At 39.7% G+C, this 12427-nt stretch carries 12 protein-coding genes; 9 read left to right on the plus strand and 3 right to left on the minus strand.

Annotation, left to right across the window (positions count from 1 at the left end; genetic code table 11):
• Positions 1 to 14: 14 nt before the first annotated feature.
• Positions 15 to 659 carry a porin family protein gene (locus NW213_RS03980; RefSeq protein ID WP_154043295.1) on the plus strand — a complete coding sequence of 215 codons (645 nt, stop codon included), beginning with the start codon at positions 15 to 17 and terminating at the stop codon, positions 657 to 659.
• Between the two features lie 93 nt (positions 660 to 752).
• Here NW213_RS03980 and NW213_RS03985 read toward each other — a convergent pair whose 3' ends face one another.
• Positions 753 to 1931, minus strand: coding sequence for a phosphoribosylaminoimidazolecarboxamide formyltransferase (locus NW213_RS03985; RefSeq protein WP_154043296.1), 1179 nt, complete (start codon positions 1929 to 1931; stop codon positions 753 to 755).
• 240 nt (positions 1932 to 2171) lie between these two features.
• Between NW213_RS03985 and NW213_RS03990 the strand changes: the two genes are divergently transcribed.
• The 3 genes from NW213_RS03990 (at position 2172) to NW213_RS04000 (ending at position 6369) form a co-directional block, all read left to right on the plus strand.
• Entirely contained in the window at positions 2172 to 3260 is a 1089-nt protein-coding gene (locus NW213_RS03990; RefSeq protein WP_375338108.1) for a glycoside hydrolase family protein, read from the plus strand.
• 30 nt (positions 3261 to 3290) lie between these two features.
• A complete protein-coding gene (locus tag NW213_RS03995; protein WP_258321913.1) occupies positions 3291 to 5699 on the plus strand; it encodes a glycoside hydrolase family 95 protein in 2409 nt (802 codons plus the stop codon).
• A 118-nt stretch (positions 5700 to 5817) separates the two neighbouring features.
• A complete protein-coding gene (locus NW213_RS04000) occupies positions 5818 to 6369 on the plus strand; it encodes a carbonic anhydrase (protein ID WP_258321914.1) in 552 nt (183 codons plus the stop codon).
• Between the two features lie 22 nt (positions 6370 to 6391).
• Here NW213_RS04000 and NW213_RS04005 read toward each other — a convergent pair whose 3' ends face one another.
• Positions 6392 to 7456 (minus strand): M20 family metallo-hydrolase, encoded by a 1065-nt coding sequence (locus NW213_RS04005; RefSeq protein WP_258321945.1) that lies wholly within the window; start codon positions 7454 to 7456, stop codon positions 6392 to 6394.
• Between the two features lie 122 nt (positions 7457 to 7578).
• Here NW213_RS04005 and NW213_RS04010 point away from each other — a divergent pair, with 122 nt between their 5' ends.
• The 5 genes from NW213_RS04010 to NW213_RS04030 all read left to right on the plus strand — a co-directional run bounded on the left by NW213_RS04010 (position 7579) and on the right by NW213_RS04030 (position 11986).
• Positions 7579 to 9384 carry a long-chain fatty acid--CoA ligase gene (locus NW213_RS04010; RefSeq protein ID WP_258321915.1) on the plus strand — a complete coding sequence of 602 codons (1806 nt, stop codon included), beginning with the start codon at positions 7579 to 7581 and terminating at the stop codon, positions 9382 to 9384.
• Between the two features lie 53 nt (positions 9385 to 9437).
• Positions 9438 to 10553 (plus strand): peptide chain release factor 2, encoded by a 1116-nt coding sequence (gene prfB, locus NW213_RS04015; protein ID WP_204393866.1) that lies wholly within the window; start codon positions 9438 to 9440, stop codon positions 10551 to 10553.
• 84 nt (positions 10554 to 10637) lie between these two features.
• The gene (locus NW213_RS04020; protein WP_204393864.1) at positions 10638 to 10778 is read left to right on the plus strand and encodes a hypothetical protein; all 141 of its coding nucleotides are present in this window, start codon (positions 10638 to 10640) and stop codon (positions 10776 to 10778) included.
• 87 nt (positions 10779 to 10865) lie between these two features.
• Positions 10866 to 11339, plus strand: coding sequence for a CYTH domain-containing protein (locus tag NW213_RS04025; RefSeq protein WP_154043302.1), 474 nt, complete (start codon positions 10866 to 10868; stop codon positions 11337 to 11339).
• Between the two features lie 143 nt (positions 11340 to 11482).
• Positions 11483 to 11986: an RNA polymerase sigma factor gene (locus tag NW213_RS04030; RefSeq protein WP_154043303.1), complete on the plus strand. Its 504-nt coding sequence runs from the start codon at positions 11483 to 11485 to the stop codon at positions 11984 to 11986.
• A gap of 72 nt (positions 11987 to 12058) precedes the next feature.
• Here NW213_RS04030 and rplS read toward each other — a convergent pair whose 3' ends face one another.
• Entirely contained in the window at positions 12059 to 12412 is a 354-nt protein-coding gene (rplS, locus tag NW213_RS04035; RefSeq protein WP_022352866.1) for a 50S ribosomal protein L19, read from the minus strand.
• Between the last annotated feature and the right edge of the window lie 15 nt (positions 12413 to 12427).

The raw sequence follows: 12427 nt of genomic DNA on the forward strand, positions 1-12427 counted from the left end.
AAATAAGGAATATTATGAAGAAACTGTTAGTTGCTATGTTATGTATGCTGTCATTTTTTCCGGCAGTTGCACAAAATAAAGTACAATGGGGTATGGAAGTAGGTGCCGGTATGTCGGCATGGATGGGTAAGAATGCAGATGGAAGCAAGCCTTTGTTTAACCCGAAAGTAGGAGTGACTTTGGATATCCCGTTGAATTGGCTTGTTTCTTTTCAGACCGGATTGAACTGGACATCAAAAGGTGCAAGCTATAAAATGTACAATAATTTTGTTACCGGTGAGAATGTCCTTTCAAAAGTACATGCCAATCAGAATTATTTCCAGATGCCTCTTTTGGCTGCATTCCATGTTGGAGCTACATCAAAGTTTGATATGGTGTTCACTGTAGGTCCGTATATTGCATATGGTATATCAGGTAAGTCGGAGACTAATATTGATGCACTTACCATGTCATGGCCGACTTTTGATGATTTATATTTAGGTGGAAAATATATTGCTGACGGGTATAACAGATTTGATGCCGGAGTCCAGACTGGAGTAGGTCTTGATTTTAAAGACTGGACTGTAGGACTTGATGCAGATTTTGGATTCTGCAAGATAGCTCCAGATGCATCACCGTATAATTTTTCCATGTATTTTACATTGGGGTATAAATTCTGATAAGTATATAAATTAAAAAAAACTCCTGACAGTTGCTTTTTTTCGGAAGTTTCTGTCAGGAGTTTTTTTCATATCTATATATCAGGCGTGATATTAATGGTGGAACAGACGAATGCCTGTGAATGCCATTGCAATGCCGTATTTGTCGCAAGTTTCGATAACATGGTCATCGCGTACAGAGCCACCTGCCTGTGCAATGAATTCCACACCACTCTTGTGAGCACGTTCGATATTGTCGCCGAATGGGAAGAACGCATCTGAACCAAGAGCTACACCTTTCAGTGTGTCAAGCCATGCACGTTTTTCTTCGCGTGTCAATACTTCAGGCTTTTCTGTGAAGAACTGCTGCCATACTCCGTCAGCCAATACATCGTCGTGGTCTTCGCTGATGTAGATGTCGATAGTGTTGTCGCGGTCTGCACGGCGTATTTTTTCAACCCATGGCAAGTTCAGTACTTTCGGATGCTGGCGCAGATACCAGATATCTGCCTTGTTTCCGGCAAGACGTGTACAGTGGATACGGCTCTGCTGTCCGGCACCGATACCGATAGCTTGACCGTCCTTGACGTAGCATACAGAGTTTGACTGAGTATATTTCAGAGTGATAAGCGCAATCATAAGGTCACGCTTTGCAGCATCTGTAAAGTTCTTGTTCTGAGTAGGGATGTTCTGGAACAAATCGTCGCCGTTCAGCTTGATTTCGTTTCTTCCCTGTTCGAAAGTTACACCGAACACTTCTTTTGTCTCGATAGGAGCAGGAACGTAGTTAGGGTCAATCTTGATTACATTATAAGTACCTTTACGTTTTGCTTTCAGTATTTCCAGAGCTGCATCTGTATATCCCGGAGCGATAACACCGTCGGATACTTCGCGGTTGATGAAACGGGCTGTCTCTTCATCGCAGATGTCGCTCAGAGCAATAAAGTCGCCATAAGAAGACATACGGTCTGCACCGCGGGCACGTACGTAAGCATTAGCAAGCGGAGAAAGAGGAAGACCATCGACGAAGTATATTTTCTTCATAGTTTCGTCAAGTTCAAGACCGATAGCAGCACCGGCAGGGCTGACATGCTTGAATGATGTAGCAGCAGGCATTCCTGTAGCTTCTTTCAGTTCTTTTACTAGCTGCCATCCGTTCAGCGCATCAAGGAAGTTGATGTAACCGGGGCGTCCGTTCAGGACCTCAATAGGCAGTTCCCCTTCTTTCATGAAAATACGTGCAGGTTTCTGGTTAGGATTGCATCCGTATTTCAGTTCAAGTTCTTTAGCCATAATTTTTCTTGTTTATGAATTCTGTTACAAAAATACTGTTTTGTCTGCTGTTTTCCTAGTGTGGCCACTGCAATTTTTTTGACTCCAGGAAATAGGTTTCGGTTTGGATGATATGATTTATATGTTCCAAACAATCGTATGATGTGAAAAATACTTATATTCGCATGTCGTTAACAAATTTCTATTATATAAAAAACAATTATGAAGAAATCAATTATTCTATTTTTCTTGTCAATTTTCATGGCTTCTTCAAGTGTCTATTCTCAGAAACTAGACAATCTTTTGGAGTTGAAGCGTAATTCGCATAACAGTCTGTTTCATAATCTTGGAAAAGCATCCAGGGTTCCTGCTTTCCAGATGGAAGGCTATTGGGTGTGGGGAAGTTCTGTAGTTAAATCGCCTGACGGTAAGTATCACATGTATGTGTCACGTTTTCCAAAGTCATTGCCTTTTCATCCTGGATGGATGGTTGCTTCGGAAATAGTACATGCTGTGGCAGACAGTATTCAGGGACCATATACTTTTTCAGATGTAGCTTTGCCGCCGCGTGGTGCCCAATACTGGGATGGAAAATCTACGCATAATCCTCGTATCTTCTATTATAATAATAAATACTACCTTATCTATATGGGTTCTACGCATCCTTTTGAAGAACCTACCTATGATGAACTTACACTTGACAGTAAATGGTGTATTGTGGGCAGGGCAAACAAGAGAATAGGACTGGCTGTGGCTGAAAGTCCGTATGGGCCTTGGAAAAGAATGAATGAGCCTATAGTGAAGACAGAACCGAATACTTTCTACAGTTTTCTTGCTTCAAATCCGTCTCCTGTAATACAAGAGGATGGTTCTGTCCTGATGATTTTCAAGGGACGTCATTACACTAAAGAAGACAAACATTCGTCAATGGCTTTGGGGGTTGCTTATGCAAAAAATATAGAAGGTCCGTACGAAGTGTTGAATGACAAACAACCTATATTCCATGTTGATGGTCAGGGTGAGGCTGAGGATCCTTTTTTATGGAAAGATGAAAAAGGATATCATATTATATTTAAAGACCATGTAGGCAAGTTTACCGGAGAAAAGGGAGGAGGTGCCATGGCGCATTCTTCAGATGGCGTGAACTGGGTAATAGATAAAGATCCGAAGGCATATTCTTTAACAGTGGAATGGGAAGATGGCAATATAGAAAAACAGGGACAGCTAGAGCGTCCTTTCATCTATTTTGAGAACGGAAAGCCTATGTATGTGTTTTTTGCTACGATGGATGGCCCCGGTGGGTTTGAAAATGCTACACGTTCGTGGAACATGTGTATTCCAATAAAGTAAAAAGTATAATTGTTTCATAATAAGAATACTATGAGATTTTTAATTTTGTTTGTATTATTAGTCTTTTCGGCATTTACATATGCCGGAAATCTTAAACTATGGTATAACAAACCTGCTTCAGAGTGGACAGAGGCACTGCCATTGGGAAACTCCAGACTGGGAGTAATGGTTTACGGTGGTAATGAAACGGAAGAACTCCAGCTTAATGAGGAAACGTTTTGGGGAGGATCGCCATACAGAAATGATAATCCTGATGCTCTGAAAGTGTTGCCAGAAGTCAGGAAACTTGTATTTGAAGGAAAATATGGTGAGGCGCAGGAGTTGGTTAACAAGAATTTTCTTACTTCGAGGAATGGAATGCCGTATCAGACTATCGGTAGCCTGAAGATTAATTTCCCGGGACATGAAAATGCTACGGAATATTATCGTGAACTTGATATAGAAAATGCTATAGCTTCTGTAAGTTATAAAGTTAATGGAGTGACATATAAGAGGGAACTGTTTTCTTCTATGGTAGATAATGTCATAATAATGAGAATTTCAAGTTCTACAGCCGGAAAATTATCATTTTCCATGTCATTTGACTGTCCTTTGGAACATAAGGTCTCTGTAAGGAACAAATGTCTTTATCTGAAAGCTAAAGGTAATGACCATGAAGGAGTGAAAGGAAAACTTTTTGATGAGACTTTGGTCAAGGCTGTTAATACCGGAGGAAAATTATCTTTCGAAGATGATAAGATGAAGGTGGAAAATGCAGATAATGTCATTCTTTATATATCGTCGGCAACAAACTTTGTAAATTATAAAGATATAAGTGGTAACGGATATAAGAAAGCGTCAGGTTATCTGAATGCAGCTGTGAAGAAAGATTATGAGGTTGCAAAGGATGAGCATATTGAAAAGTATAGGAGTTTGTTCGGCAGGGTAAATCTGGAAATTTCATCTGATGATTTCTCAAATGAACCTACAGACCTGAGAATAAAGAAATTTAATGAAAGAAATGACGCAGGACTGGCTGTACTGTTGTTTCAATATGGACGTTATCTGCTTGTCTCGTCGTCATTGCCTGGAGGGCAGCCTGCAAATCTTCAGGGAATATGGAACAATGACGTAGTTGCACCGTGGGACAGTAAATATACAGTGAATATAAATCTGCAAATGAACTATTGGCCTGCAGAGGTTACTAACCTTAGTGAGTGCCATAAGCCGTTATTCACGATGTTGCAGGAACTTTCGGAAACTGGTAGGGAAACTGCCAAGGTGATGTATGGATGCAACGGATGGGTGCTACATCATAATACAGATTTATGGCGTTCTACAGGAGTGGTGGACGGTGCGTTCTGGGGAATGTGGCCAAATGGTGGAGCATGGCTGTGCCAGCACTTGTGGCAACATTATTTATATACCGGTGATATGGCCTTTCTTGAAAAATATTATGATGTATTGAAAGGTTCTGCCGATTTCTTTATGGATTTTCTAGTTAGGCATCCTGTATATGGGTGGATGGTTACATGTCCTTCAAATTCACCGGAGCATGGCCCTGACGGAGAAAACAGTAACTCGGCATCTACAATTGCGGGTTGTACTATGGACAATCAGATTGTGTTTGAACTGTTGTGTAACACTCGGGATGCATCCCGATTATTGGATAAGGATCCTGAATATATAAATAGATTGCAGAGTATGATAGATATGCTTGCTCCTATGCAGATAGGTAAATATAATCAGCTTCAGGAGTGGCTTGAGGATGTAGATAATCCGAACGATAAGCACAGGCATATATCTCATGCATTCGGTTTGTATCCGGGCAATCAGATTTCTCCTTATAAAAATCCGTTGTTGTTTCAGGCTGCTAAGAATACTTTGTTGCAAAGAGGAGATGAGGCCACAGGATGGTCTATAGGATGGAAGATAAACTTATGGTCACGTCTGCTTGACGGTAATCATGCGTATAAGATAATAAGAAACTTGTTTGCAGGACGTACTTATCCGAATTTGTTTGATGCCCATCCACCATTTCAGATTGACGGTAACTTCGGATATACGGCTGGTGTGGCTGAGATGCTTATACAGAGTCATGACGAGGCCTTGCACTTGTTGCCTGCTTTGCCAGATGAATGGAGGAGCGGAAAGGTGACAGGACTTAAAGCCAGAGGAGGATTTACCGTAGATATGGAATGGAAAGGTGGTGAATTGCTCGCTGCCAGAATAAAATCAGATTTAGGTGGAAAACTGAGAATACGTTCGTACATTCCTTTAAAGGGGAAAGGATTGACTGAAGCTGAAGGTGAGAATACTAACCGGTATTATCAGAATGCTGATATAAAGAAACCTTTGATAGCTGAGGGACTGGATGCTGAGTATCCTATATTGTATAAGATATATGAGTATGACATTGATACCCAAGCCGGAGGTGAGTATATTTTAGAACGTATGTGATAAAAATTTATAATAAGGCAAGAGTAGATTCTGTATATGTCAGATATTTACTCTTGCTTTTTATTTTTGATATTTTTTGATGTAATTTTGCACAAGGAATTTTATTAATAGATTGATTATGATAGACGAATTGCTTGAATACAACAAATCTTTTGTTGAAACAAAAGGATATGAGAAATTTCTTACTACCAAGTATCCTGACAAGAAGATTGCTATTGTGACATGTATGGATACGCGCCTTATTGAGCTGCTTCCTGCCGCGTTGGGACTGAAAAACGGTGACGTAAAGATTATAAAGAATGCCGGAGGTACAATTACCCATCCGTTTGGTAGTGCCATGCGAAGCCTTTTGGTGGCAATCTACGAACTTGGTGTAGAAGAGATAATGATTATAGGGCATACAGACTGCGGTGTACAGCATATGGATAGCGATGAGATGCTTTCGCACATGCGTGCTCGTGGAGTGTCGCAGGATCATATAGAGATGATGGAATACTGTGATGTAAATCTGCGTTCGTGGTTGAGCGGTTTTGACGATACCGAGGATGCTGTAAGGAAGAGTGTCCATATAGTGCGACATCATCCGTTGATGCCGGCAGACGGTATAAAGGTCAGAGGATTTATTATGAATTCTGTGACTGGAAACCTTGTTGAAGTGGAAGCTGACTGATATGTAATAAAAGGGTTGGAGATTATAGCTCCAACCCGTCTAACAGTTTTATATAAAGGCTTATAGCCTCTTCTATCTCATTAATCATTATGTATTCATCGGCAGTATGCGAACGTGATGATTTTCCCGGACCGATCTTTATTGATGTGAAAGGCATTAGTGCCTGATCTGAAAGAGTAGGTGAACCGAATGGAATTTTACCTAGCGCAATGGCACGTTTCACTATAGGATGCTCAGGTGATATACTTGATGAGTTCAATCTGAAGGATCTTGCTTTTACCTCACTGCTGATGTTCTTCTTTATTTCCTCGAAAAGAGTTTCGTTGGAGTAACACTCATTGCTTCGTATGTCAACCACTATGCTACAAGTATCCGGTATGACATTGTGTTGTGTTCCGGCATTTATTTGTGTCACGGTCATTTTTACAGGACCTAGTAAGGACGATTCTTTTTCGAACTTGTGAGTACGGAACCATTCTATATCCGGAAGAATCTTGTAGATTGCATTGTCGCCTTCTTCACGTGCGGCATGTCCCGAACGTCCTTGTGCGGTAACATCAAGAACCATAAGACCTTTTTCGGCTATGGCAGGATTCATTTCTGTTGGTTCGCCTACTATGCCAAGTGTTATTGGAGGTAACTGTGGAAGCACACTTTCGATGCCGTTTTTGCCTGAAACCTCTTCTTCACAAGATGCCAGAAAAATAAGGTTGTATTTCTGTTCTGTAGCACTCAAGTGTTTGTAAACCTGAAAAAGGGAAACCAATGATGCACCTGCATCGTTACTTCCCAATCCAAACAGCTTTCCATTGTCTATTTTAGGTGTGAATGGTTGTTTACGCCATCCGTTGACTGGCTTTACTGTATCGATATGGGAGTTTAATAGAATTGTTGGTCTTGAAGTGTCGAACATTGGACTTATGCACCAAACATTGTTTCCCATACGTCCTGTCATGATGCCGGACTCTTCAATATAAGTTTGCAGGAAGTCGGCTGCTGCATCTTCTTCCCTGCTTATGGATGGTATCCCTATCAGAGCTTGAAGCAGCGTTACAGCTTCCGATGTGTAATAACTGGTATCTGTCATCATATTATTCTGATATTTTATGGCAAAGATATGTTTTATTTTAATATATCGTAACAGATTTGTGGTAAAATAGAAAAATATAATTAACTTTGCGTATTAAGAATTCTAAATAAGTATATAAAATGGGCAAATCATTTTTGTCGGACCTTGTTTTCCGCCAGGCAAAGAAATATGGTGAGAGGGTAGCTCTCAAGTATCGTGATTATTCCATATCTTCGTGGATTTCAGTTTCATGGAACAAATTTGCAGAAAAAGTAAAATATGCTTCACGTGCTATGGTGGCATTGGGCATCAATGAACAGGAGAACGTGGGGGTCTTTTCTCAGAATATGCCAGAATGTTTCTATGTTGATTTCGGAGCTTATGCTACAAGAGTTGTGACAATACCCCTATATGCCACAAGTTCTGAAGCACAGGTACATTATATCGTGCAGGATGCTTCTATAAGGTATCTTTTCGTTGGCGAACAGTATCAGTATGAAGTGGCACGCCGTGTGCAGGGTTTGTGCAGGTCTTTAAAACAGATTATTATATTTGAACCTAACGTAAAACGTCTTCCGGGAGATACTAATTCCATATATTTTGATGAATTTCTGGAAAAAGGTAAGGATGAATCTTTGCAGGAGATAGTTGACAAACGTATAGAGGCTTCTTCTCCTCAGGATCTGGCAAATATTTTATATACTTCGGGCACTACGGGTGAATCTAAAGGTGTAATGTTGCATCATTCTTGTTTCGAATTCGGTATAAAGGCGCATTACGGACGTCTGAAGACTCTTTCGGATAATGATGTAATAATGAACTTCCTGCCTTTTACTCATATATTTGAGCGTGCATGGTCATATCTTTGTATTGATATGGGATGTACATTGTGTATAAATCTTCGTCCTGCCGATATACAGAAAACCATTAAGGAGATACGTCCTACTGCTATGTGTAGTGTGCCTCGTTTCTGGGAAAAGGTATATGCAGGCGTAATGGAAAAGATAAACGAGACTACCGGTGTCAAGAAGAAACTGATGCTGGATGCTTTGAAGGTGGGAAAAGAATACAACATCAATTGTCTGATGAATGGCAAGGAGCCTTCTCCTATATTGAAACTTAAATACAAGTTCTATGAGAAGACAATATATAGCTTGTTAAAGAAGACTATAGGTATAGAGAATGGAAACTTCTTCCCGACTGCAGGAGCTGCTATTCCGCCTAAAGTAGAGGAATTTGTAAGATCGGTAGGCATAAACATGATTGCAGGTTATGGACTGACAGAGACTACAGCTACTGTTACTTGCCAGTGGATTGATGATTTTAAAATAGGATCTGTTGGCAGGGTATTACCAGGTGTAGAGATAAAGATTGGCGAAAATAATGAGATTCTCGTAAAAGGTGAGACTGTAACCAAAGGCTATTACAAAAAGGAAGCTATAACAAAGGACGCATTTACACCTGACGGATGGTTCCATACCGGTGATGCAGGATATATTGAGGATGGCCGTCTGTATTTGACGGACCGTATCAAGGATTTGTTCAAGACATCTAATGGCAAATATATTGCTCCTCAGGCTATTGAAACAAAACTGGTGGTTGATAAGTATATTGACCAGATTTCAATTATAGCAGATCAGAGAAAATATGTTTCTGCTTTGATTGTTCCTGAATATTCGCAGGTCAAGGCATATGCTGAAAGCAAGGGAATTAAATATTCAGATATGAAGGATTTGCTTGCGAAACAGGAAATCCAGGATCTGTTCCGTATGCGCATAGATACGCTTCAACAGGAATTTGCCCATTATGAACAGATAAAGAAATTTACTTTGCTGCCTGAACCTTTCAGTATGGAAAAGGGTGAGCTGACAAATACATTGAAAATAAAGAGACCTGTATTGATGAAGAATTATGCAGCTCAGATAGAGAAGATGTATGAGGAGTAACTTGGTCATTTTGTGTTTTTTGACTAACTTTGTAGCCGCAAAAAAGAAATAAGATGATTACAATAGAACAACTCAAGGATTTAAAGGAACGTACAGAGGCTCTTTACCGCTATTTGGATATTGAAAACAAGCAGGTTCAGGTGGAGGAAGAACAGCTCCGCACACAGGCTCCGGGCTTCTGGGATGATGCAAAGAAGGCTGAAGCACAAATGAAAAAGGTAAAAGGACTTCAGGCTTGGATTGATGGATATAAGGAGGTTAAAACTCTTGTTGACGAACTTGAACTGTCATTTGATTTCTTCAAGGATGAATTGGTGACAGAACAGGAAGTTGATGAAGCTTATAATAAGGCTCAGACGGCTGTTGAGGAACTTGAACTGAAGAACATGCTTCGTTCTGAAGCTGACCAAATGGATTGCGTACTGAAAATAAATTCAGGTGCAGGAGGTACTGAAAGCCAGGACTGGTCGTCAATGCTTATGCGTATGTATATGCGTTGGGCTGAAAGTAATGGTTATAAACTTTCTGTAGCAAACCTTCAGGAAGGTGATGAGGCCGGTATCAAAACTGTGACTATGAATATCGAAGGTCCATATGCATATGGTTATCTGAAAGGAGAAAACGGTGTTCATCGTTTGGTGAGAGTTTCTCCATATAACGCTCAGGGAAAGCGTATGACTTCATTTGCTTCTGTTTTCGTTACACCTTTGGTTGACGATTCTATTGAAGTTACCATTGAACCGGCACGTATGTCATGGGATACATTCCGAAGTGGTGGTGCGGGTGGCCAGAACGTAAATAAGGTAGAATCCGGAGTTCGTTTGCGCTATCAGTATAAAGACCCTTATACAGGTGAAGAGGAAGAAATCCTTATTGAAAACACTGAGACTCGAGACCAGCCTAAGAATAAGGAAAACGCAATGCGTCAGTTGCGTTCTATTCTTTATGATAAAGAACTCCAGCACCGTATGGAAGAACAGGCTAAGGTAGAAGCCGGAAAGAAGAAGATAGAGTGGGGCTCGCAGATAAGAAGTTATGTATTCGATGACCGTCGTGTAAAAGACCATCGTACAAACTATCAGACATCAGATGTGAATGGTGTTATGGATGGTAAGATAGATGGCTTTATAAAAGCATATCTGATGGAGTTCTCGGACAGTGAAATTTGATTTCTTATAATTTTTTGTGTTCTGTTTTTGGTATTTATCAATTAAATAGTAATTTTGGGGTAATTAACAATAAAAATATTTGCTATGAGCCAGAAACATAACATTAAGAGACAGAATTACGAGAAACGTCAAGAGGAAAAGGCTGACAAAGTGTTCAAAATAGTATGTATTTCTATATTTGTATTGGGAGTACTGCTGGCAATTGCATATAGTGTAGCATCTTGATTTTTCTAAAGTATAAATAAAGGCTGTCGGATATGAACAATATCCGGCAGCCTTTGTTCTATTTATAAACACAAATTCAATAATTATATGTCACAGGAGATAGAACGAAAATTCTTGGTAAATGATTCCTCGTATAAGGATATGGCTGTATCGTCCTCAAGGATTGTTCAAGGATATATATGCAGTGACAGGGGAAGAACTGTTAGAGTCAGGATAAGGAATGAAAAAGGATATCTGACCATCAAAGGAGCATCATCGGACAATGGTCTTAGCAGATACGAGTGGGAACATGAAATTCCTATTGATGAAGCACGCGAACTGATGAAACTTTGTTTGCCGGGAATGATAGATAAGACGAGGTATCTTGTAGAGTTTGGAAAACATACTTTTGAGATAGATGAGTTTTATGGAGACAACGAAGGACTAGTGGTGGCTGAAGTAGAGTTGGGTAGTGTTGATGAGGAATATGAAATTCCTCCTTTTTTGGGAGAGGAAGTAACAGGACAGGTGAAATATTACAATTCTTTCCTGATGAAATGTCCGTTTAAAGACTGGAAATAGTACCTGAAAACTATCATATTATAGGGTAAAAACTGTTTTCACCCCTTTGATTGTTTGATTTACGGGTATGCCCATATTCTGTTCTATATATATTTGCACTGTGAAAATCAAGCAATTATAGAAACAGACAAACAAACAAGAATATGAAAACAAGTACTTTTGCCCAGAACCTGCTAAACGTGCAATCTGACCTTTTGAACTTTGCTTACAAACTTACTGCCGATTATGAAGATGCGAATGATTTGCTTCAGGAGACATCTCTCAAGGCGTTGGACAATGAGGAGAAATATACTGAAGAAACAAATTTCAAGGGATGGATCTACACCATAATGCGTAATATCTTTATTAATAATTATAGAAAGACATTACGTGACCAGACTTACGTAGATCAGACAGATAACTCATATTTTATAAATAAGGGATTTGATCTTGAAGGTGATTCTACAGAAGGAGCATACGACCTTAAGGAAATGAGACGTATAGTAAATTCTTTGCCAAGTGAATATAAAGTTCCTTTTTCAATGTTCGTAGCCGGATTTAAGTATCGTGAAATAGCGGAGAAACTTAATTTGCCTTTAGGTACGGTTAAGAGTAGAATTTTCTTCACCAGACAGAAACTTCAGGAAGAACTCAAGGATTTCAGATAATAAAACTTTATATAATAAAAAAAGGTCTGCAATTGCAGACCTTTTTTTATGTAAGGAAAATAGTTTTCAAGATTATGCGTTAGCGCGTTTTTCCTGAATTCTAGCCTTCTTACCAGTAAGAGCACGTAAGTAGTACAATTTAGCACGACGTACTTTACCGACTTTGTTGACAGTGATGCTGTCGATAGCTGGAGACTCCAATGGGAAGATACGTTCTACACCAACTGTACCAGACATTTTACGTACAGTGAAACGTTTCTTTTCACCATGACCAGAAATTTTGATAACAACACCGCGATACAACTGAACGCGTTCCTTGCTACCTTCAACGATACGGTATGCTACTGTGATAGTATCACCAGCTTTGAATGAAGGATGCTGTTTGCCAGTAGCAAATGCTTCTTCTGCAATTTTAATTAAATCCATTGTTTTTATAAATTA

The organism is Bacteroides sp. ET336 (assembly GCF_024733815.1).
In the GTDB taxonomy this organism is placed as follows: domain Bacteria; phylum Bacteroidota; class Bacteroidia; order Bacteroidales; family Bacteroidaceae; genus Phocaeicola; species Phocaeicola cellulolyticus.

Coding starts and splice junctions, on each gene's coding strand:
- NW213_RS04000 (WP_258321914.1), top strand. CDS start 5,818: ATGATAGACGAATTGCTTGAATACAACAAATCTTTTGTTGAAACAAAA.
- rplS (WP_022352866.1), bottom strand. CDS start 12,412: ATGGATTTAATTAAAATTGCAGAAGAAGCATTTGCTACTGGCAAACAG.
- NW213_RS04020 (WP_204393864.1), top strand. CDS start 10,638: ATGAGCCAGAAACATAACATTAAGAGACAGAATTACGAGAAACGTCAA.
- NW213_RS04030 (WP_154043303.1), top strand. CDS start 11,483: ATGAAAACAAGTACTTTTGCCCAGAACCTGCTAAACGTGCAATCTGAC.
- NW213_RS04005 (WP_258321945.1), bottom strand. CDS start 7,456: ATGACAGATACCAGTTATTACACATCGGAAGCTGTAACGCTGCTTCAA.
- NW213_RS03980 (WP_154043295.1), top strand. CDS start 15: ATGAAGAAACTGTTAGTTGCTATGTTATGTATGCTGTCATTTTTTCCG.
- NW213_RS04010 (WP_258321915.1), top strand. CDS start 7,579: ATGGGCAAATCATTTTTGTCGGACCTTGTTTTCCGCCAGGCAAAGAAA.
- prfB (WP_204393866.1), top strand. CDS start 9,438: ATGATTACAATAGAACAACTCAAGGATTTAAAGGAACGTACAGAGGCT.
- NW213_RS03990 (WP_375338108.1), top strand. CDS start 2,172: ATGGCTTCTTCAAGTGTCTATTCTCAGAAACTAGACAATCTTTTGGAG.
- NW213_RS03995 (WP_258321913.1), top strand. CDS start 3,291: ATGAGATTTTTAATTTTGTTTGTATTATTAGTCTTTTCGGCATTTACA.
- NW213_RS04025 (WP_154043302.1), top strand. CDS start 10,866: ATGTCACAGGAGATAGAACGAAAATTCTTGGTAAATGATTCCTCGTAT.
- NW213_RS03985 (WP_154043296.1), bottom strand. CDS start 1,931: ATGGCTAAAGAACTTGAACTGAAATACGGATGCAATCCTAACCAGAAA.